This is a genomic window from Desulfolithobacter dissulfuricans, from assembly GCF_025998535.1.
In the GTDB taxonomy this organism is placed as follows: Bacteria; Desulfobacterota; Desulfobulbia; order Desulfobulbales; family Desulfobulbaceae; genus Desulfolithobacter; species Desulfolithobacter dissulfuricans.
In genome coordinates, this window is the sequence record NZ_AP024233.1 from 3,567,399 (window position 1) to 3,588,590 (window position 21,192).

20 protein-coding genes and 2 pseudogenes are annotated in these 21,192 nt (G+C 60.4%); 15 read left to right on the forward strand and 7 right to left on the reverse strand.

What is annotated here, in order from left to right:
* Nucleotides 1–145 precede the first annotated feature (145 nt).
* The 14 genes and pseudogenes from GF1_RS15985 (at nt 146) to GF1_RS16050 (ending at nt 14,420) form a co-directional block, all read left to right on the forward strand.
* The gene (locus tag GF1_RS15985; RefSeq protein WP_435051717.1) at nt 146–1,138 is read left to right on the forward strand and encodes an amino acid ABC transporter substrate-binding protein; all 993 of its coding nucleotides are present in this window, start codon (nt 146–148) and stop codon (nt 1,136–1,138) included.
* A gap of 232 nt (nt 1,139–1,370) precedes the next feature.
* Nucleotides 1,371–2,555, forward strand: a complete 1,185-nt coding sequence (locus tag GF1_RS15990; RefSeq protein WP_267927552.1) for an amino acid ABC transporter permease — start codon at nt 1,371–1,373, stop codon at nt 2,553–2,555.
* Between the two features lie 2 nt (nt 2,556–2,557).
* Nucleotides 2,558–3,660, forward strand: a pseudogene (locus GF1_RS15995) (amino acid ABC transporter permease).
* Between the two features lie 87 nt (nt 3,661–3,747).
* Nucleotides 3,748–4,514 (forward strand): annotated as a pseudogene (locus tag GF1_RS16000) (amino acid ABC transporter ATP-binding protein).
* 329 nt (nt 4,515–4,843) lie between these two features.
* A complete protein-coding gene (locus tag GF1_RS16005; protein ID WP_267927554.1) occupies nt 4,844–6,106 on the forward strand; it encodes an O-acetylhomoserine aminocarboxypropyltransferase/cysteine synthase family protein in 1,263 nt (420 codons plus the stop codon).
* A 29-nt stretch (nt 6,107–6,135) separates the two neighbouring features.
* Complete coding sequence (gene metX, locus GF1_RS16010) at nt 6,136–7,299, forward strand: homoserine O-acetyltransferase MetX (RefSeq protein ID WP_353740415.1); 1,164 nt, start codon at nt 6,136–6,138, stop codon at nt 7,297–7,299.
* 2 nt (nt 7,300–7,301) lie between these two features.
* Nucleotides 7,302–7,904, forward strand: coding sequence for a methionine biosynthesis protein MetW (gene metW / locus GF1_RS16015; RefSeq protein WP_267927556.1), 603 nt, complete (start codon nt 7,302–7,304; stop codon nt 7,902–7,904).
* A gap of 70 nt (nt 7,905–7,974) precedes the next feature.
* Nucleotides 7,975–8,952 carry a serine O-acetyltransferase gene (locus GF1_RS16020; RefSeq protein ID WP_267927557.1) on the forward strand — a complete coding sequence of 326 codons (978 nt, stop codon included), beginning with the start codon at nt 7,975–7,977 and terminating at the stop codon, nt 8,950–8,952.
* Nucleotides 8,952–9,863: a cysteine synthase A gene (gene cysK / locus GF1_RS16025; RefSeq protein WP_267927558.1), complete on the forward strand. Its 912-nt coding sequence runs from the start codon at nt 8,952–8,954 to the stop codon at nt 9,861–9,863. Before GF1_RS16020 ends, cysK begins: the two co-directional genes overlap by 1 nt.
* A 66-nt stretch (nt 9,864–9,929) precedes the next feature.
* Nucleotides 9,930–10,358, forward strand: coding sequence for an MOSC domain-containing protein (locus tag GF1_RS16030; protein ID WP_267927559.1), 429 nt, complete (start codon nt 9,930–9,932; stop codon nt 10,356–10,358).
* Complete coding sequence (locus tag GF1_RS16035; RefSeq protein ID WP_267927560.1) at nt 10,355–11,035, forward strand: YkgJ family cysteine cluster protein; 681 nt, start codon at nt 10,355–10,357, stop codon at nt 11,033–11,035. Before GF1_RS16030 ends, GF1_RS16035 begins: the two co-directional genes overlap by 4 nt.
* 260 nt (nt 11,036–11,295) lie before the next feature.
* The gene (locus GF1_RS16040; protein WP_267927561.1) at nt 11,296–11,598 is read left to right on the forward strand and encodes a PilZ domain-containing protein; all 303 of its coding nucleotides are present in this window, start codon (nt 11,296–11,298) and stop codon (nt 11,596–11,598) included.
* Nucleotides 11,599–11,755: 157 nt separating this feature from the next.
* On the forward strand, nt 11,756–13,147 hold the full coding sequence (locus tag GF1_RS16045; protein WP_267927562.1) for a M48 family metallopeptidase: 1,392 nt from the start codon (nt 11,756–11,758) through the stop codon (nt 13,145–13,147).
* A 160-nt stretch (nt 13,148–13,307) separates the two neighbouring features.
* Nucleotides 13,308–14,420, forward strand: a complete 1,113-nt coding sequence (locus GF1_RS16050; RefSeq protein ID WP_267927563.1) for a DUF2786 domain-containing protein — start codon at nt 13,308–13,310, stop codon at nt 14,418–14,420.
* Nucleotides 14,421–14,441: 21 nt separating this feature from the next.
* Here GF1_RS16050 and GF1_RS16055 read toward each other — a convergent pair whose 3' ends face one another.
* Nucleotides 14,442–15,071 (reverse strand): shikimate kinase, encoded by a 630-nt coding sequence (locus GF1_RS16055; protein ID WP_267927564.1) that lies wholly within the window; start codon nt 15,069–15,071, stop codon nt 14,442–14,444.
* A gap of 115 nt (nt 15,072–15,186) precedes the next feature.
* Between GF1_RS16055 and GF1_RS16060 the strand changes: the two genes are divergently transcribed.
* Complete coding sequence (locus GF1_RS16060) at nt 15,187–16,251, forward strand: hypothetical protein (protein ID WP_267927565.1); 1,065 nt, start codon at nt 15,187–15,189, stop codon at nt 16,249–16,251.
* 519 nt (nt 16,252–16,770) lie between these two features.
* On the opposite strand, the gene yrfG is transcribed toward GF1_RS16060, so the two are convergent.
* From yrfG to GF1_RS16090, 6 genes are all read right to left on the reverse strand, one after another.
* Nucleotides 16,771–17,466 carry a GMP/IMP nucleotidase gene (gene yrfG / locus GF1_RS16065; RefSeq protein WP_267927566.1) on the reverse strand — a complete coding sequence of 232 codons (696 nt, stop codon included), beginning with the start codon at nt 17,464–17,466 and terminating at the stop codon, nt 16,771–16,773.
* A gap of 151 nt (nt 17,467–17,617) precedes the next feature.
* On the reverse strand, nt 17,618–18,163 hold the full coding sequence (locus GF1_RS16070; protein ID WP_267927567.1) for a TRCF domain-containing protein: 546 nt from the start codon (nt 18,161–18,163) through the stop codon (nt 17,618–17,620).
* Nucleotides 18,112–19,965 (reverse strand): DEAD/DEAH box helicase, encoded by a 1,854-nt coding sequence (locus GF1_RS16075; protein ID WP_267927568.1) that lies wholly within the window; start codon nt 19,963–19,965, stop codon nt 18,112–18,114. The genes GF1_RS16070 and GF1_RS16075 overlap by 52 nt, the downstream gene beginning before the upstream one ends.
* 125 nt (nt 19,966–20,090) lie before the next feature.
* Nucleotides 20,091–20,597, reverse strand: a complete 507-nt coding sequence (locus GF1_RS16080) for a hypothetical protein (protein WP_267927570.1) — start codon at nt 20,595–20,597, stop codon at nt 20,091–20,093.
* Nucleotides 20,594–20,743, reverse strand: a complete 150-nt coding sequence (locus GF1_RS16085; protein WP_267927571.1) for a hypothetical protein — start codon at nt 20,741–20,743, stop codon at nt 20,594–20,596. The genes GF1_RS16080 and GF1_RS16085 overlap by 4 nt, the downstream gene beginning before the upstream one ends.
* Nucleotides 20,710–21,126: a hypothetical protein gene (locus GF1_RS16090; RefSeq protein ID WP_267927572.1), complete on the reverse strand. Its 417-nt coding sequence runs from the start codon at nt 21,124–21,126 to the stop codon at nt 20,710–20,712. Before GF1_RS16090 ends, GF1_RS16085 begins: the two co-directional genes overlap by 34 nt.
* Between the last annotated feature and the right edge of the window lie 66 nt (nt 21,127–21,192).

Here is a 21,192-nt window from a genome sequence, read left to right on the forward strand (position 1 = left end):
GGGTGCAATCGGGTGTAGACATTTGGTGGAAGCTTTGATATGTAATCTTTTCTGTAACAGGATTGTCGGCTGCGGGCCGGCAGGCCGTACGGGTTATACAAGAACGTAAACAAAGGAGTGCAGCATGAAAAAATTATCTTTGATCATGGTGGCAGTTTTTCTGATGATTTCCGCCTCTCTGGCCATGGCATCCACCAAGGATGAGGTTCAGAAGCGCGGCTACCTGCAGTGCGGTGTATCCACCGGCCTGCCCGGATTCTCCAATCCGGATGAAAAGGGCAACTGGACCGGCCTGGACGTGGACATGTGCCGGGCAGTCGCCGCCGCAGTGCTTGGCGACGCAACCAAGGTCAAATTCGTCCCCCTGACCGCCAAGGAGCGTTTCACCGCCCTGCAGTCCGGCGAGATCGATATGCTTTCCCGGAACACCACCTGGACCTACACCCGCGACACCTCCCTGGGCCTGAATTTTGCCGGTACCGACTACTATGACGGCCAGGGCTTCATGGTTTCAAAGAAGCTCGGCGTCAAGAGCGCCAAGGAGCTCAACGGAGCCGCTGTCTGCATCCAGGCAGGTACCACCACCGAACTGAACCTGGCCGACTACTTCCGCCAGAACAAGATGGAATACCAGGCGGTTGTCTTCGACACCTCCGATCAGACCGTCAAGGGCTTCGAGGCCGGCCGCTGCGACGTACTGACCTCCGACCAGTCCCAGCTCTATGCCCTGCGCATCAAGCTGGCCAACCCCGACGACGCCGTGGTCCTGCCCGAGGTTATCTCCAAGGAGCCCCTGGGACCGGTTGTGCGCCAGGGTGATGACGGCTGGTTCAACATCGTCAAGTGGTCCCTGTTCGCCATGATCAATGCCGAGGAAATGGGTGTGACCTCCAAGAATGTCGACACCATGAAGAACTCCAGCAATCCGGCTGTACAGCGTCTGCTGGGCACCGGTGGCGTCAAGGGTTCCTTCCTGGGCCTGAACGATGACTGGGCCTACCAGATCATCAAGCAGGTGGGCAACTACGGTGAGATGTTCGATCGCAACGTGGGCGCCGGCTCGCCGCTGAAGATTGCCCGGGGTCTCAACGCCCTGTGGTCCAAGGGCGGTATCATGTACGCCCCGCCGATCCGCTAAGGATTACGTCCCTGTACATACCGCAAGGAGCGTTCCTCTTCGGGCGCTCCTTGTGTTGTTTTGGCTGTTTCTGGTTTTTGTTTATCCGAAAATCGACCGTAGCTATGAGCCGGGATCAGATTTTCATAATTGGTTGTGGCCGGGAGCAAAAAACCTGGTCCAGCCATGCTGGTTTATCTGCATTTGAGGTGAGCTTTCTCACCGGATCTGCAGGCAAACGAACCTGAGTATCATGGCACCCGTGACACAGACTCGACCCAAATCGACTTCGTGGTGGAACAGCGCGCAGAACCGGGCCCTGGTTTTCCAGGTCCTGCTGGCGGCCGCTGTCATAGCCTTTTTCGTCTATATCGGCCGCAACACCGTGCACAACCTCGAACAGCGGGGTATTGCCACGGGTTTTGGCTTTCTGAACCAGAAGGCGGGATTCGGCATCATCATGCACCTTATCCCGTATGATGAGTCCTACACCTATGGCCGGACCTTCCTGGTCGGCCTGCTCAACACCGTGCTGGTTTCAGGGCTCGGTATTGTCTTTGCCACCATCCTGGGCTTTATCGTCGGCGTGGCCAGGCTGTCGCCCAACTGGCTGATTTCCCGGATGGCAGCGGTCTATATCGAGACCTTCCGTAATGTTCCCCTGCTGCTGCAGATTTTTTTCTGGTATTTCGCCGTGCTCCGGGCCCTGCCCGCGCCGCGGCAGAGTCTGCACATCGGCTCGGGGGTGTTTCTCAACATCCGCGGGGTGTTCCTGCCCAGGCCGATCTTTGAAGACGGGTTCGGCTGGGTGACCGGTGCCTTTGTTTTCTGTATTATTGCGACCATCATACTGAAGCGGTGGGCCACCAGGCGCCAGGAGGCCACCGGTGAACAGTTTCCGGTCTTCCTGACCTCGCTGGCCGCGTTCCTCATTCTGCCGACCCTGGCCTTTTTCCTCACCGGCAAGCCGCTGCACTGGGAGTATCCGGAGCTCAAGGGCTTCAACTTCCGCGGCGGTATCGCGGTGATCCCCGAGTTGACCGCTCTGCTCACAGCCCTGACCATCTACACCGCCACCTTTATCGCCGAGATTGTCCGCTCCGGTATCCAGTCGGTCAGCCACGGGCAGACCGAGGCGGCCTATGCGCTTGGCCTGCGGCCGGGCAAGACCTTGAGGCTGGTGATCATCCCCCAGGCCATGAGGGTGATTATTCCCCAGCTGACCAGTCAGTATCTGAATCTGACCAAGAACTCGTCCCTGGCCACGGCCATCGGCTATCCGGACCTGGTTTCCGTGTTCGCCGGGACCACGCTCAATCAGACCGGACAGGCTCTGGAGGTCATTGCCATGACCATGTCGGTCTACCTCAGTCTGAGTCTTCTGATCTCGCTGTTCATGAACTGGTATAACAAACGGAGCATGTTGAAGGAACGGTAATCATGAGTGTCAAGGTTCATACTCCACATCCTGATCTTCCACCCCCGGCAACTTCGGTGGGGGCCATAGGCTGGCTCCGGAAAAATCTCTTTTCTTCCGTACCCAACACCTTTTTCACCCTGCTGGGGATCTATATCCTCTACCGGGCGATACCGCCGGTCATCAACTGGGCCTTTCTGGATGCCAACTGGGCCGGCACAACCCGTGACGCCTGTGTCAAGGGAGGGCCTGCTGGGTCTTCATCAAGGTCCGGTTTCACCAGTTCATGTTCGGGTTCTACCCGTCCTCCGAGTACTGGCGGCCGCTTCTGGCCTTTGGGCTTCTGGCCTTTCTGCTGGCCTGGCTGCTTATCGAGCGGACTCCGAAAAAGGGCTGGGTCGGGCTGTTCACCATCCTGGTCTATCCCATAATAGCCTATATCCTGTTCTACGGCGGCCTGGGGCTGCCGGTGGTGGAGACCCATAAATGGGGCGGCCTGATGCTGACGCTCATCATCGCCACCATCGGTATGTTCTTTGCTCTGCCCTTTGGCATTATCCTGGCCCTTGGCCGGCAGTCCTCCATGCCGGTGGCCAAGTCGGTCAGCGTGATGTTCATCGAGCTGTGGCGCGGGGTGCCGCTGATCACCGTGCTCTTCATGTCGTCGGTCATGCTGCCCATCTTCATGCCCGAGGGCATGCACGTGGACAAGCTGGTCCGGGCGCTCATCGGCATTATCTTTTTCCAGTCCGCCTACATGGCCGAGGTCATCCGCGGCGGCCTGCAGGCCATGCCCAAGGGGCAGTACGAGGCCGCCGATGCGCTGGGGCTTTCCTACTGGCAGGCTATGCTGCTCATTATCCTGCCCCAGGCCCTGAAGACGGTTATTCCCGGTATTGTCAACACCTTCATCGCCCTGTTCAAGGACACCACCCTGGTGCTCATCATCGGCCTTTTCGACCTGCTGGCCATTGTCCAGTCCGCCTTTGCCGATCCGAAATGGCTGGGATTTTCCGTGGAAGGCTATGTCTTTGCCGGGCTCATTTACTGGATATTCTGCTTTTCCATGTCCCGGTACAGCCAGTACCTGGAGAGGAAACTGCACACCGGACACGAACGGCGTTAAAAAACATCAAGAAAGGTCAAGGAAGCGGATCAGCCGCTGGTTGGGTCCGTGGCCAGAGACGAAACATTACGGTAGAGAACTAGAACTATGACAGATCAGGCAGCGCAGCGCGAAACGGGCAAGGAAGAGATCGCGATCCTGATACGCAACATGCATAAGTGGTATGGTGATTTCCATGTCCTCAAGGATATCAACCTGACCGTTAAACGGGGGAACGGATTATCATCTGTGGTCCGTCGGGTTGCGGTAAATCCACTCTGATCCGGTGCCTCAACCGGCTGGAGGAGCATCAGAAGGGTGACATCTTCATCGATGGGATCGAGCTCAACGACGATCTCAAGCATATCGAGAAGATTCGTAAGGATATCGGGATGGTGTTCCAGCAGTTTAATCTCTTTCCCCACCTGACGGTGCTGGAAAACTGCTGCCTGGCGCCGATCTGGGTCCTGAAGAAGCCGCGCCGGGAAGCGGAAGAGGTTGCCATGAAGTACCTGGAGCGGGTCAAGATTCCCGACCAGGCGAACAAATATCCCGGCCAGCTTTCCGGTGGTCAGCAGCAGCGGGTGGCCATTGCCCGGTCGCTGTGCATGAGTCCCAAGATCATGCTCTTTGACGAGCCCACCTCGGCCCTGGATCCGGAGATGATCAAAGAGGTACTCGATGTCATGGTGGACCTGGCCAACGAGGGGATGACCATGCTCTGCGTCACCCATGAGATGGGCTTTGCCAAGACCGTGGCCGACCGGGTCATCTTCATGGATTCCGGCGAGATCATTGAGGAGAATGATCCGGAATCCTTTTTTACCAATCCCCAGTCCGACCGGACCAAGCTCTTCCTGAGTCAGATCTTGTAAGGGCTGGACCGGGGGCTTTTTTGCCCGCATCGCCATAACGAGGAATCAGGGGCACGAAGAGCATGGATGAGCTTCGTGCCCCTTTGTCGTTGGCGGCCCCTCCGGAAGAGCTCCGGGCCTGTCCCGGACCTTAGCGTCCCATGCCAGGTATCTCTTTCCGGTTGCAGGTCCTCTGTCTCCCGTAGCCCGGCCAGCCGGCCGGGTCTACCAGGCACCATGGGATGTCGTTGTTGACGAAATGCGATGGAAAAAGGTTTGCAAATCGGTTCTGATGTGCTACATGGTGGTATAGTATCACGCCTAAGCATTAACCCAGACAGGAGGCCGTAGTGAACGAAAGAAATGCGGAGCTGAAGTTTGAAACCCGGGTGGTCCATGAGTGTATTCTGCCGGAAGACTGGGACGGAGCTACCCTGCCGCCCATCTGCCAGTCGGCGTCGCATCGCCATCGCAGCGCCGAGAGCCTGAGCGATACCTTTGCCGGCAAGCAGAAGGAACATATCTACATGCGCCTGACCAACCCCACCAACTCCGTGCTGGAGAAAAAGCTGGCCGCCCTGGAGAACGGCCGCGGTGCGGTCTTCATGTCGTCGGGGATGGCAGCGATCACCAACACCTGCATGGCTCTGCTGCGGGCCGGAGACGAGTTTGTCGCCAGCCGCTCGCTGTTCATGTCCACCTACCTGCTCTTCAAGCGGGTCTTTGCCAAGTATGATATTCGCTGTCAGCTGGTCGATCCGCTGGATCTTGCGGCCATGGAGGCGGCGATCACCGACCGGACCAGATTCCTCTACCTGGAAACCATCACCAACCCGGGCATGGAAGTGCCCAATCTGCGGGCGGCCGCCGATCTGGCCCACCGCCATGGTCTGCCGCTGGTGGTGGACTCCACCCTGGCCACGCCCTGGCTCTGTCGGCCCCTGGAACACGGCGCCGATGTGGTGATCCACTCCACCACCAAGTATCTCTCAGGCCATGGCAATGCCGTGGGCGGGGTGGTCATCGACGGCGGCACTTTTGACTGGCTCGGTTCCGACCGGTTTCCTGATTTTGCGCCCTTTGTCGAGCGCAAGGGGGAACTGGCCCTGCTGGATAAGATCTGGCGCGAGCACCATATCAACTTCGGGACCACGGCCGCACCCCTGCACGCCTACCTGACCATGATCGGACTCGATACCCTGGCCCTGCGCATGGAGCGGCACATGGCCAATACCCTGGAGGTGGCCCGCTACCTCCAGTCGCACCCCAAGGTGAACTGGATCCGCTATCCGGGCCTTCCGGATCATCCCAGTCACGCCACGGCCCAGGAACTGTTCAAGGGCAAGGGCTATGGGGGGTTACTGGCCTTTGGCCTCAAGGACCAGGAGACCTGTTTCCGGTTCATAAACAGTCTCAAGCTGGTCTATCACCTGGCCAACCTGGGTGACTGCAAGACCCTGGTCATCCATCCGGCCTCGAGCCAGTACATCTCTTTTCCGGACCAGGAGCGCGAAGAGATTGGCATCAGTTCCGACCTGCTGCGGCTTTCGGTGGGCATCGAGGATGTGGATGATATCATCGCTGACCTGGAGCAGGCTCTGGCCAGCCTGTGATCTACTGATATGTTGAGACGTCCAGGGCCATGACTGCAAGTGTGAAGAGAACACCGGATGCGCCGCTTCTGGTGGAAAAGAAGTATTTCACCTTTGCCGAACCTCCGGAGGAGATGATCCTTGATTCCGGGGCCCGCCTCGGGCCCATTACGCTCGCCTACGAGACCCTGGGCGAGCTCAACCGGGACCGGTCCAATGCCATCCTGGTCCTGCACGCCTGCACCGGGGACTCGCACGTGGCCGGTTACTATCCCGACGACAATACCCGGCCCGGGTGGTGGGACGGGATGGTGGGACCGGGCAAGCCCATCGACACCGATCGCTGGTTTGTCATCTGCTCCAATATCCTCGGCTCCTGCATGGGTTCCACCGGCCCGGCCTCGATCAATCCGGCCACCGGTAAACCCTACGGACTCGATTTTCCCATGGTCACCATCCGCGACATGGTCCGGGCCCAGCGCCAGCTCATCGAGCACCTGGGAATCAGCCGGATCATGGCGCTTATCGGCGGATCGGTGGGCGGCATGCAGGTGCTGCGCTGGTGCGTGGAGTATCCCGAGATGGTGGGCTCGGCCATTGCCCTGGCCACCACCACCCGTCACTCGGCCCAGGCCATTGCCTTCAACGAGGTGGCCCGCCAGGCCATCATGTCGGATCCCGACTGGAAGGGCGGCCAGTACTACGACGGGCCCGGTCCCAGGCACGGGTTGGCAGTGGCCCGGATGATCGGCCATGTGACCTATCTCTCGGACGAGTCCATGCGCGAGAAGTTCGGCCGCCGGCTGCAGAACCGCAGCTCGCTCTCCTTTGATTTCGGGGTGGATTTCCAGGTGGAGAGCTATCTCCATCACCAGGGGGCCAAGTTCGTCGACCGGTTCGATGCCAATGCGCTGCTTTACATCACCAAGGCGGCGGATTATTTCGACCTGGAGTCGGGCGATGGCTCCAACCTGGTGGACGATCGGCTGCAGCATATCCGCTTTCTGGTCCTCTCTTTCTCTTCGGACTGGCTCTACCCCACCTACCAGTCCCGGGCCATTGTCTCGGCCCTGAAGAAGAACGGCTGCGATGTCAGTTTCTGCGAGATTGAATCCCGCTGGGGGCATGACGCCTTCCTCATGCCCTCCGAGCGGCTCTATACCCTGGTCAACCGGTTTCTCGACAGGGTGGACCGGGAGCTTAAGGTGAGTTGACCATGCGTTTTGATCTGCAGATCATAGCCTCATGGATCGAACCGGGATCCCGGGTGCTCGATCTTGGCTGCGGCAGCGGCGATCTCCTTCTCCATCTCCAGCAGACCAAGCAGGTGCGGGGAACCGGCATCGAGCAGAACGAGGAAAAGGTCAGCCGCTGTATCGAGAAGGGGCTCTCGGTGCTCCAGGGAGACTTCCGCGACGAGGTCCATGATTATCCCGAATCCAGTTTCGATGTGGTGATCCTCAGCCAGACCCTGCAGCAGGTGATGGATCCCAAGAACCTCATTCGGGAGTTGCTCAGGATCGGTGACCGGGTGATTGTCAGTTTCCCCAATTTCGGGTATTACCGTTCCAGGTTGCAGCTGCTGTTCAAGGGCCAGGCCCCGGTGACCGATCAGCTGCCCTACGAATGGTACGATACCCCCAACATCCGGGTTATCACCATCCGTGATTTCAAGCGGTTCCTCCGGGTGGTCGGCGTGCGGCTGGCCCGGGAGGTGGCCATCAACACCCACCACCATGACCGGGCGGGTAATATCGTCACATACTGGACCAACCTGCGGGCGACCTATGGCATCATGATGCTGGAGCGGCCCCACTGACATGGTCCGGTTTCCAGCAAGAGAGACCTGCCCGGATGCGTGGCAGGAACGTGTTTCAGGTGAACCAATCATGGGAAAACAGGAAATAATCACCGGCGAGTGCAACACCGAGGTTCAGCCGGCGGAAGGGTATTTCAGCGAGGTGCCGGGCATTGTCAGCGAGCTGACCCGGGGCTTTCTCGACGGCAGGTGGTCCAGCCATATCGAACCGGTGCCGATTCCGTCCCGGGACGAGGTGATCTCCATCATCAATCAGGCCCAGCGGATCCTTTTTCCCGGTTTTTTCACCCCGGACATCCTCAGCCCGGCCAGCCTGGAATACCATGTGGGCCAGGAGATGAGCCTGTTTTACGAGAACCTGGCCCGCCAGGTGAATTGCGCCATCCGTCACGACTGCCTGCGCCACGATCAGGTCTGCTCCCAGTGCGGTGAGCGCAGCTACCGGATCGCCCTGGATTTCATCCGTTCGCTGCCCAGTATCCGCGAGCAGCTCGAATCCGACATCGAGGCCACCCTGGCCGGTGATCCGGCGGCCGCCAATGCCGACGAGGTGATCTTCTCCTATCCCGGCCTGTTCGCCACCTTTGTCTATCGGCTGGCCCACCGGCTGGTGGAGCTGGAGGTGCCCATCATCCCGCGGATCATGAGCGAGTACGCCTATCACCGCACCGCCATTGATATCAACCCCGGGGCCCGGATCGGTGACTCCTTTTTCATCGACCACGGGGCCGGCGTGGTCATCGGTGCCACCACCGAGATCGGCAACCGGGTGCGGCTCTACCAGGGGGTCACCCTGGGGGCCCTGTCCCTGCCAAGGGACGCGGGCAAAAAACTGCGGGACAAGAAACGCCATCCCACCATCGAAGACGATGTGATCATTTACGCCAATGCCATTATTCTCGGCGGGGACACGGTCATCGGCGCCCGCTCCATTGTCGGCGGCAACGTGTGGCTTACCCAGTCCATAGGGCCGGATACCAAGGTCATCCTCAAACCCGCCGAACTGGTCTACCTGGGGAATGGCACCAAAAAAACGGAGGAGAGGTGATGCAGGTTTTTGATTCTCAGGCCGGCTCGGTCGGCCGGACGCCCCTTATCCACCTGCGCCGGATATGCGACCGCGTGGATATCCTGGCCAAGATGGAGTCTCGCAATCCCCTGGGTTCGGTCAAGGACAGGATCGCAGTGGCCATGATCGAGGCCGCTGAAAGGGAAGGTATTCTCAGGCCGTCCACCACCGTGGTTGAACCGACGTCCGGCAATACCGGCATCGGCCTGGCCTTTGTCTGTGCCTCCCGGGGCTACCGGCTGGTGCTGACCATGCCGGAGACCATGAGCATGGAGCGGCGCAAGCTGCTGGCCCATCTTGGGGCCGAGCTGGTCCTGACCCCCGGCGATCAGGGCATGAAGGGGGCCATCAGCCGGGCTTCGGAGCTGACCCGCGAACTTGAGGACGCCTGGATGCCCAACCAGTTCTCCAATCCCGCCAATCCCGCGATCCATCGGCAGCGCACCGCCGAGGAGATCTGGGGCCAGTGCGGCGGCCGACTCGATGTCTTCATCGCCGGGGTCGGCACCGGCGGTACCATCACCGGTGTGGCCGGAAGGATCAAAGAACTGGCGCCGCTCCATGCCGTGGCAGTGGAACCGGCCGATTCTCCGGTCCTGTCCGGTGGCAAGCCCGGGCCCCACAAGATCCAGGGTATCGGGGCCGGATTTATCCCTGAAATCCTCGATACGAGCCTTATTGACGAGGTGGTGCAGGTCACAGGCGATGAGGCCCTGGAGATGGCGCGAAAGCTTGCCAGGACAGAAGGGATTCTTTGTGGTATATCATCTGGAGCGGCAATGGCCGCGGCCCTGCGGCTGGCGGATCGGGATGAGTTTGAAGGCAAGCGGTTCGTGGTGGTGCTCCCCGATACCGGCGAGCGTTACCTGAGCACCGATCTGATGGCCTGAGCAGGGCGGATGGAACGGCCCCGGGTAGAGCTGCCCGACGGCTTATAACAACAACAGGAAGGACTGATGGGAAAGATTGTTTCGCTTAATATAAGCAGTAAGAAAGGGGTGAACAAGGAGCCGGTCGAGGCGGTGGAGCTTCGGGTGGACCATGGTATCGAGGGCGACGCCCATGCCGGCAAATGGCACCGGCAGGTGAGCCTGCTGGCCCAGGAGGCCATTGACTTCATGCGGGCCAAAGGGCTGGAGCTGGAGCCCGGTGCCTTTGCCGAGAATATCACCACCGAGGGCATTGACCTGGCCAGGCTGCCGGTGGGAACCCGGCTCCGGGCCGGCGAGGTGGAGCTGGAGGTAACCCAGATCGGCAAGAAATGTCACAAGGGCTGCGCCATCTTCCAGCAGGTGGGCGACTGCATCATGCCGCGGGAGGGTATTTTTGCCAAGGTGATCGTGCCGGGTACCCTGCGCACGGGCGATACCCTGGAAGTCGTGTGAATCCGGAGAGCGGTTCGCCGCAGACCGGTTGCCTGCGCTGCGGCTCCTGCTGCGAGCAGGGCGGACCGGCCCTGCACACCGAAGACCTGGCCCTGCTCGAATCCGGCAGCTTGCACCCCGAGCAGCTGGTGACCGTCCGTCGGGGCGAACTTGCCCTGCCGCCGCTTGGCACCCGTCCGGAGCCGGTCCAGGCCGAGTTTCTCAAGATCCAGGGCCGGGACGGTTCCTGGTGCTGCTGTTTTTTTGACCGGAAGAATTCCGGCTGCACGGTCTATGACCATCGACCGCTGGCCTGCCGGGTTCTCGAATGCTGGGAGCCGGGGCCGCTGCTTGAGATCGCCGGCCGTGACCTTCTGGATCGGTTTGCCTGTATCGCTGCCGATGATCCCCTGCTTACGCTTGTTCGGTTCCATGAATCCCAGTGTCCCTGTCCGGACCTGTCCTGCCTGTCCGACCTGCTCCAGGATCCGGCCAGCCGGGAAGCCCGGCTACACGCCCTTTCCCGCCAGGTGCAGCTCGACCTGATGCTCCGCGACCGGGCGGTCCGGGAGCATGGGCTGTCGGTGGCACTGGAACTCTTCTACTTCGGTCGGCCGCTGTTCCAGCTTCTCCGGCCGCTGGGGATCCTGGCCCGGGAGAGTGGACAGGGGATCGTGCTGCACTATGAGGGGCCCTGAACCGGGAGTCGGCCCTGTTGTCCCACCCGGTGTCATTATCTTGTCAGGCGGGGTCTGGTCCGGGCCGCAGCCGCTGACGCGCTCTGCTATTTTGTGTTGAAAAATACTGGAACAGCGTTATTGTTGGGGTCAGTGATTTCCCTGGCACGGTGTTCGCATTCCCTTCCGGGAAGAGGAGCAGGCTGTTGAAAAACGTAGCGAGCGCAGTAGTTTTTCAACGGGCTGGAAAACCAGGTGTGAGCGCGAAAAGGAGGTTGGCTATGTCTGCACAGGATAGGCGAAGCAGTTACCGGTATCAGCTCTACTACCCGATCAACATGCGGGTGGCCAGAAGTTCCAGCGAAGACGACTGGCATCTTGCCGAAATACTTGATGCCGGCCGGAACGGCGTCCGGCTGCTGGTGACCGGCGGTGAGTCGCTGCCTGTGGGCAGCGAGCTGGAGTTTGCCTCCCTGCCTTCGCCGCGGGAGGAGAACGGCAGGGGCCGCCGCAGTGAATTCCGTTGCCGGGTGGTCTGGGAGGACAGTGAAAACCACCTGGTGGGCCTGACGTACATCCAGTAGAGTTTTGTATCTCACCCCCTGATCAGCGTTGCCGGCTGCTGACAGGGGGTGTCTCGTCTCCGCGCTGTTTCCTGCCAGCTATCTTCGTCTCCGGCGGGTTGCCGGGCACCACCTGTTGTCCGGTCAGATTTACCGTTTTTATCCGTTGTGAGGGTGCATGAATCCCTGGCTGCTTTTTGTCGTTTCCGTTCTCCTGCTGGGCTACCTGCTGGACGTACTCGTCGCCCTGGGTACGCTTGGACGGCTGGACCGGGAGCTGCCGGCCGAGATCCGCGATCTGTGGAATCCCGAGCGGTTACAGAAGAGCCGCGAATATATCCGGACCACCACCCGTTTTGCCCTGCTGCAAAACAGTATCACCACGGCGCTGCTGCTGGGATTCATCCTGGCCGGGGGATTCAACCTGGTTGACCGGGCTGCCCGGGCTCTGGAACTGGGCCCCATCCCCACCGGGCTCGTTTTCACAGGTCTCCTGCTCCTGCTTTCCGGGCTTCTCAACCTGCCTTTTTCCATCTATGTCACCTTTGTCATCGAGGAGCGGTTCGGCCTGAACCGGACCACGGTGCGGACCTTTGTCTTCGACCTGCTGAAAACCATCCTTCTGGCGATCCTGCTCGGCGGACCGCTGCTGGCCGGAGTGCTGTGGTTCTTCGAATCGGCCGGGTCCCTTGCCTGGTTTTACTGCTGGCTCCTGGTGATCACCTTTGTCCTTGTCGTGCAGTGGCTTGCCCCGGTGGTTATCATGCCGCTTTTCAACCGTTTCACCCCCCTGCCGGACGGGGGGCTGAAAGAGGCCATCGAGATCTATGCCCGGCAGCAGAGTTTTTCCCTTCAGGGGGTCTATACCATGGACGGCTCCCGGCGCTCTGCCAGGTTGAACGCCTTTTTCACCGGTTTTGGCCGTTTCCGGCGCATTGTCTTCTACGACACATTGCTGGAAAAGCTTGAACCAGGGGAGATCCTGGCGGTGCTTGCCCACGAGATGGGCCATTACAAGCTCAGGCATATTCCGAAAATGATGCTTGCCTCCATGGTCCAGACCGGCATCATGTTCGCCATCCTTTCCTTTTTCATCGGCAATCAGGGGCTGTTTGCGGCCTTTGGCATGGAGCACGTCTCGGTCTATGCCAGCCTGGTTTTTTTCGGCTTTCTCTATGCGCCCATCTCGACCCTGCTCTCGGTGGTGTTCAACCGGGTGTCGAGGAAATATGAGTTTGAGGCCGACGCCTTTGCCGTCCGGACCACCGGGCTGGCTGCGGAACTGATCAGCGGTCTCAAGAAGCTTGGCCAGGCCAACCTGGCCAATCCCGATCCCCATCCCCTCGACGTCTGGCTCCACTACAGCCATCCGCCCCTGCTTGAGCGGATCCGGGCCATTGCCCGGCTCCAGGACCGGCAGGACCCGGAGGTGTCGAGCCAGGATTTTGGCCGGTGTGCCCTGTGCAACCGGGGAATAACCATGCGCGACAGGCTGGAAAACAGCCGGCGGCCCGATCTGTGCCGCTGGTGCCTGGCCGAGGAGACAAGCTGTGGCTGTGCAGATGAATGATGGCGTCGTAAAAACTTCGATCTACTGCGTCGTGTGTCCCAGGGCGACTCTCGACATACTAGATGTATAGTCGAGTCCCGCCCTGGAACACTACTCCTTGTATATCTGTGTTTTTACTTAGCCATCTTTGAAAGAGAAGCTGACTTTTTACGAGGTTCTCATGAATGAGAAGCTTGAAAATCTCTGCCTGCGCCAACTCCATCAGGAGCACGGTGATATCTGTCTGCTCTACGGAGTGGACCTGGGGCCCCCGGTGATGGAACTGACCGACTCCAGGCACTGTTTCGGGGTCTGGGATCCTGTAAAAAGGAGTATCGGCATCAGCGTCCACCTGGTGGCAAGCGGCCGCTGGGACCAGGTGCTCCAGGTGCTCAAGCATGAGATGGCCCATCAGATGAGCACCGATCTTTTCGGTGTGCGCCGCCCGGATCACGGGGAGGTCTTTCAGCGCTGCGCCCGGATGATCGGCCTTGATCCAGCCTGGTGCGGTGCCAGTGGGGACCTGGCCTCCGGACCGGTCTTCAGCCCGGCTTCTGCCACCACCGAAGCCGGCCGGAGGGTACTTGCCAGGATCCAGAAGCTTCTGGCCCTGGCCGGCTCGGATAACGAGCACGAGGCGGCGCTTGCCATGCAGAAGGCCCGCGCCCTGCAGACGGCCTGGAATCTGGAACAGGTGGAAGAATGCCAGTACAGGTCGGTGGTCATCACCACCGGCCGCAAGCGGCTGGCCGGCCACCAGCAGGCCATCGGTGCCCTGCTGACGGATTTTTTCCAGGTTCGGGTTATTGTGTCAACCCTGTATGATCCAGCCGTGGGAGAGTCGTTCAAGACCTTTGAGCTGCTCGGTCGGGATGAGAATGTCCGTATCGCCGAGCACTGTTACCATTTCCTTGAAAACCGGCTCCAGGTTTTGTGGCAGCAGAACCGGGCCCGTTTCCCGGGCAATGGCCTGCGGGCCCGCAACAGCTATTATCTGGGGCTCCTGAAAGGGTTTCGGGAAAAACTCCAGCTCCAGGACCAGGAGTCGGCGGGGCAGGCGTCCCTCCAGGTATCTGCCGGAGAACTCCGGGCTCTGCAGGTGGCCGCCGATGCCCGCCTGGAGGCGTGGGTCAGGTTTCGATTTCCGCGCCTGGCCACCCGCCGTGGCCGGCGACGGACCGTGTACCGGGACAGTTTTGAAGAGGGCAGAGTTGCCGGGCGCAACCTGACCCTGCACCGGACGGTGACGGAGCGCACCGGGTCCGGCCGGTTCCTTCCCCCGGGTCCGGAATAAGGGCAGATAAGGGGTTTCAGTTCACTCTGGCGACTTGTCCGCCTGCCGCTCCAGCCGGTCGACGATGATCTCACATATCTCTTCAGGCGAGAGGTCGGTGGCCCTGATCCGCAGGTCACAGTACGTGTTGTAGAGGGGTAACCGTTCCCGGTAGAGGGCGTCAAAGCCGATCCCCGAGGGATTGATCAGGCCCCGGCTGTGCTGGTTCCGGACCCGTTTCTCCAGTTCATCCAGGTCCACATCCAGGAAAACGATCCAGCCGATCTTTTTGAGATGGGCCATACCCTTCCGGGAATAGATCACACTGCCACCGGTGGCGATGACATGGTTCAGGCAGGAGAGATTCAGCAGGACGCGCTCTTCCAGGGCCTGGAACGACGCCAGGCCATCCCGGTCAAGGATGTCCTGCAGGGTGCCGTTGCCGGCGGCGCTGATCAGGTCGTCGGTGTCGATGTATGGCCGCCCGGTACGATCGGCCAGCAGGCGGCCCACCGTCGATTTGCCGGCTCCGGCCATGCCGATGAGAATGATGTTGGAGTGGATGCAGGACATCTGGATCGACCTTCCCTGGGAGTTGCTCCGGGTCTGACACACCGTGGTGGTCAGGTCAGGCGGGGTGAAAATTCGCTTGCCGTCTGCCCGGAAATACACTACAAAAAGGATATATTCTTCATTGATATAATGAAGTTATACCGTGTCCGCATCAAGTTGGCACCAATTTATTTCCACCTGTATCTGTAGTATCGCCCATCTGGAGGATGGAACCATGAAAAACAATACCTTGCGGGCCCCGCTCATCAAGGCGGGTGTGGTTCTGGGCATTTTTGCCCTCCTGGTCTATTTCACCAGCACCTCTGCCGAGGGAAGCGTCTGGAATTCCCTGGGAAGTATCATCGTGTTCCTGTTTCGCACTGTTCAGCTGGCCGTGGGCCTGGCCCTGAGCCTCCTCATCTGCCTGGCGGTACTGATAGGCATATTCCTCGGCGCGGTGGCCCTGGTCAACCGCGATGGTGCCCGGCGCATGTATGAAGCCCTGGTCGAGACCGTTGGCCGCTGGCTGCAGCCCTGCACCGGGCTCCTCAGACGGGACCGGGCCGCAGAGCTGGAGGCCCGTCTCGAGAGCTTTGGCCAGGAATTGAAAACAGAACTTTCCAGCGGTCTGAACCGTACGGCACGGGAGCTGCGCGAGGCCCAGGAGGTTCTGGAAAACAAGCTCCAGTCCCTGGTTTCCAGGCTCCGTGACATGGAAGAGAAAGCAGAGCAAAAGGCAGGTGCCGACCAGGTCGAGGAGCTGGCTGCAACCGTGGCCGATTCGGGAGAGACCCTGGCCAAACTGGACCAGGCAATTGCCCGGATCGAGGCCGAGGTGAAAAAGGCCATGGATCAGGTCCAGGCCGTGTCGCCCGATTCTCTGCTCGGTGATCTGCCCGCCCGGATCGAAGCCCTGGAGAGCCAGGAAGGCAGCGGTGTGGAAGAAAAGATCGTTGCCCTGCAGGAAGAGATCGTTGCCATCCGCAGGGGGCTTGACGAGACCATGTCGGCGGTTCAGGTGATCACCTCCCGGGTCGAGGCCGGTCCTGCCGCTGGAGGTGACGAGAGCGGTTCCGGGAATGGTGGAGAAGAGGAACACCGGTTGTTCAGCTACTTCGAGGATCCCGCCGACCGGGCAAAACTTGCCGAGCTGGTAGGCTCTACCCTGAAGAAGGATATGACCTACTCCCAGGTCATGGAATTTATCGGCCAGGAAATGGGTCCCGAGGCGGCCAGGATCATCAGTGAGCATCCCTCCCTGACCAAGGATTACATCCGCCAGCGCCGCCGCAGCGCCTGAAACCGGCGGGTCCTGGTAAAAAGACGGCCAAACGACATAGCCGCGACCGCACTATTTGCGGTCGTGGCTATTTTTTTTTGTGATTACCACCAAAGTTCAGCTGTCACCGACAGTAGGGATACCATCGCTTTTTCTCTCTACCTGGAGAAAAACTCAAACTCGTGATCACCGCTCCGCGGTGTCACGCAGGTGACCGGACAGCCGACGAAGTGGCCGGCAGGCCATGCCCCGCTCTGCGGGGTGATGCCGGAAACAGGTGTCGGAGCAACTGGTCTCTGCAAGGGTTGTCTGCGGGCCTTGCGAACCAAGGGCCATCCCTGCCAGGGTACATCAGCGTACCGCGGGAGCGGTACCAGGGGTAATGGAACGTTCACCGCAGGAGCGGAGGAACGAGAAGTTCGGGCGGTTTTTATTGCTGCCCGGCTCCGTGGCACGCAGGCGATGGTATCTCTTCTTCAAGCTGAGGTTCGGTGGTAATCAGAATTATTTTTTTGGATGGTGGTGAACCGGAGCGGAGGCTCAGTCATTTGCCGGGGAAATCAGTTCCTTGAAGAATTCGATGGAGGGAAAATGGTCTGAATACTGGACCGGTTTACGGGAGCTGGGCCGGGCGACGTAGATCAGGTACCTGATCCCGTATTTTTCCGCTGACTCCAGGACCTTTTCCGTATCATCGGCCAGCATGGTTCGTTTCGGATCAAAGCCGAGCATCCCCTGGAGCTTTTCCCAGAACCGGGGATCTTCCTTGGCAAGGCCCACCTCTTCGGCGCAGACAATCCGGTCAAACCAGGCCCCGATGGCGGTCTTGTCCAGCTTGATGGACAGGGTCCGGGAGTGGGCATTGGTGATCAGGTAGAGCTTTTTTCTCCGGCCCAGGCAGAACTCCAGGAATTCGATCACGTACGGGTGAACCCCAATCAGGTGATTGATCCGCAACTTGAGCTCGGGTATATCCAGCCCCAGCTTTTCGGACCAGTAGTTGAGATCGGTCCAGTCCAGGGTGTTTTCCACTTCCCGGTATTTTCCAAGCAGTTCCTCCCTGGCCTGTTCAATGGGAATATTGTGCAGCAGGCTGTAGTGCTCGGGCACGTACTGTTCCCAGAAATAGTCGTCGAAATGCTTGTCCAGCAGGGTCCCGTCCATGTCCAGGAGGACGGTGTCAATGTCCTTCCAGTCAAAATCAGGGCTGATTTTTTCCGTCTGTGTACTCATCATCCAGGTCCATCCAATGGCTGTTTATCTCTTCCCTGAATCCGTGAAGCCCCGAAGGGCGGCTTCATAGTAATGGGCGAAAAGAAACATCTCAGGTTATCTTTTCTTTTTGATGGTTATTCAAGGCAGATAACAAAGAAACAATATTTTTCCGTCACGGATTCTTCTTGAGACGGCTCAGTATATCACGAATCTTCAAAAAGATATCGGTTGATTCTTCGATGGGCACAACGAGGCGCTGATCCGGGGTCAAGCGGATGACCGTTTTATCCCTGGCCGTGGACTCGATGAGCTCCAGAATGGAGCGGGGATCCACCGGCGCGTTGTCGGCAAAGGAAAAGACCAGGGCCCTGGGACCCTGTTCCAGCTTCTGGATGCCGAACTCCCGCAGCTGGTGCTTGAGACCGATGATCTGCAGCAGGGTCCCGGCCTCACGGGGCAGGTTGCCGTAGCGGTCCTCCAGTTCCTCGCGCAGGTCGGCCAGTTCGTCCGGTCCCTGGCTGCCGGCGGCTGAGATCCGCCGGTAGATGTGGTAGCGCTGGGAGGTGTCGGCGATGTAGCTCTCGGGCAGAAAGGCAGCCAGGTGCAGGTTGATCTCCGGGTCGATGGCGGCCTGATCCGCGTCCTCTCCCTGCTCGGCTTTTTTCTTCAGTTCCGCCACCGTGGACTGCAGAAGCTCCAGGTAGAGGTCGTAGCCCACAGCGGCGATGTGGCCGGACTGGGAGACCCCGAGCAGGTTGCCGCCCCGCGGATCTGCAGGTCGTTCATGGCCAGCTTGAAGCCGCCGCCCAGTTCCGAGCAGTCCATCAGGGCCCGGAGCCGCTTCTTGGCATCCGGGGTCAGCGCGTCCAGGGAGGGGACCAGCAGATAGGCATAGGACTGGCGGCTGGAGCGGCCCACTCGGCCGCGGAGCTGGTAGATATCGGCCAGGCCCAGGTGATCGGCCCGGTTGATGATGATGGTTCCGGCATTGGGGATATCGAGACCGGATTCTATGATCGTGGTGCAGACCAGGATATCGATCTCATGGTTGATGAACCGGACCATGATCTCTTCGAGCTGGCTGCCCGGCATCTGCCCGTGGGCTACGGCCACCCGGGCCTGGGGCACCAGCTCGTTTATGTTTTCCGCCACCCGTTCGATGGTCCGCACCCGGTTGTGGACAAAGAAGAGCTGTCCGCCCCGCTGCAGCTCCCGGAGGACCGCCTCGCGGATGACCAGCTGGTCGTGCCGGGCGAGGAAGGTCTTGACCGCCCGTCGCCTTTGCGGCGGGGTGGAGATCACCGACAGGTCCCGGATGCCCAGGAGCGACATCTGCAGGGTGCGGGGGATCGGGGTGGCGGTCAGGGTCAGGATATCCACCTCGGCCCGCATCTTCTTGATCTTTTCCTTGTGGGAGACCCCGAACCGGTGCTCCTCGTCGACAATAAGCAGGCCCAGGCGGTTGAAGACAATGTCCTTGGAGAGCAGCCGGTGGGTGCCCACCACCAGATCAATGGTACCATCGGCGAGTCCGGCAACGATTTTTCTCTGCTCAGCCGAACTGCGGAACCGGTTCAGGCAGGCAATTTCCACCGGAAAACCGGCGAACCGGTCCCGGAAGGTGGCGGCGTGCTGTTCGGCCAGCACCGTGGTTGGCACCAGGACCGCGACCTGATAGCCGTCCTCCATGACCTTGAAGGCGGCCCGGACTGCGACTTCGGTCTTGCCATAGCCCACGTCGCCGCAGACCAGCCGGTCCATGGGCTGGTCCGAGGTCAGATCGTCCAGGACCTCCTCGATGGCCTTTTTCTGGCCCGGGGTCTCATCGTAGGGAAAGGACTCCTCCAGCTCCCGGTACAGCTCGCCCGGGGGCGAGAACCGGTGTCCCTTGCGGATGGCCCGCCGGGCATAGATCTCCAGCAGCTCCTGGGCCACCTTCCATACCGCGTCGGTGACCTTTTTCTTGGTGGTCTGCCACCGTTCCGAACCCAGCCGGTCCAGCCTGGGCTGCTGGTCGGGCAACCCCTGGTAGCGGCTCACCCAGTGGAGCCGATCCACGGGTACGTAGAGGGTGTCGCCGTCCCGGTAGCGGATCTCCATGAAGTCGCCCCGCTGACCGGCAAACTCCATGTTGACCAGGCCCTGGAAGGTGCCCAGGCCATGGTCCCGGTGGACGACGATATCGCCCACGTCCAGTTCTTCCACCTGGACCGGCTGGGCCTCCTTCCCTCTGGTTCGGCCTGGTTTGCCGGGCCTGAGTCGCTTTTCGCCGAACAGTTCGGTGGCCGAGAGGATGTGGAGTTTTTCCTCCACCAGGTCAAAGCCGGACGACAGGGGATGTTCCACCAGGGTCACCTGTCCGGTGGTCCCCCTGGCCAGGTCCAGGGGAATATCGCTCCGGCCGGTGCGGATATGGTAGCTCTGGAGCATTTCGCCCAGATGTTTTGCCTGCCGGGGGGAGCGGCAGGCCAGGTAGACCCGGTCTTCCCGTTCCAGCCAGGTCACCAGCTTGTCGGCCAACGGTGCCAGAACACCCCGTTTGCGCCGCTGGAGGTCGATCTCCTGGCGCAGCAGGGTATGGTCGCCACAGGGGATGGTCAGCGGTGGGGCTGGTCCGTCGGGATCCGGGAGCTGGCAGAGGTTGATCAGGGTTCGGGGGCCAGGGTCTCTTTCAGGGCGTCCTGGTCAAGAAAGAGGCGCTCGGGAGGCAGCAGCGCCAGACCTTTGGCCCTCCCCTCGTCGTAGTTGGTCGTGATCCGTTCCCAGACCAGCTCCAGCTTGGCCTGCACTCCTGCCGGATCATGCTGGACCATGATGACATCACCGGGCAGATAGTCAAAAAAGGTCTGGACCACTTCCGGCGGTGGGTAGAGCAGGGGGAGCGAGAACTCGATCCCGGGAAAACGAATCTGCTGGTCCAGGGACTCGAAGAGTGTCGCCGCCTGGTCCGGATCCCATTTAAGCTCCCGGGCCGTGGTCGCAAGATAGGTACGCCAGTTTTCCTGCGCTTCGTGGCCCGGGAACAGAATATCCGAGGCCGGCAGGAGGACGGCCTCCTCCAGTTCGTACAGGGAACGCTGGCTGACCGGATCAAAGACCCGGATGGATTCTATGGTGTCACCGAAGAAGTCGAGCCGCACCGGGCCGCTCATCTCCGGCGAGGAAGGGGGGCATAGATGTCGACGATCCCGCCGCGCACCGCCATGTCCCCTTCGTGCTGGACCATGGCGCACATCTGGTAGCCGGCCCGGGTCAGGGACTCGATCAGCTGGTCCCGGTCGGTCTCTTCGCCGGCCATGACCAACTCGGCATAACGGTTGAGGACCGATGGGGCAGGATCCGGCGCTGCAGGGCCTCGATGGAGACCAGGACGATGGCCGGTCCGGTCTGTTCCTGCAGCTGGTAGAGGGTGGCCAGCCGCAGGGCCACAGTGGCCGGGTCCGGGGCGAGCGGGGTGTAGGGCGGAATCTCGAAGCTGGGATAGACCAGGACCGGCAGTCCGGTGAACAGGCCGATATCCTGGGCCAGCGGTTCAAGCTGTTCGTCCGAGGGGACGATACAGCATACACTTCGGCACAGTCCGGCCGCGGTCCGGGCAAGAAAAAGGGCTGCACTACCACCGTGCAGCCCGCAGATGTCGGTTCGTTTCCGGTCGGGCAATAGCCCTATGATCGATTGCACAACCAGTATATCCTGTCAGGCAGGCCCGCCCGCAGCGGATGACCAGCCTATGTTTTGTGTTGATTC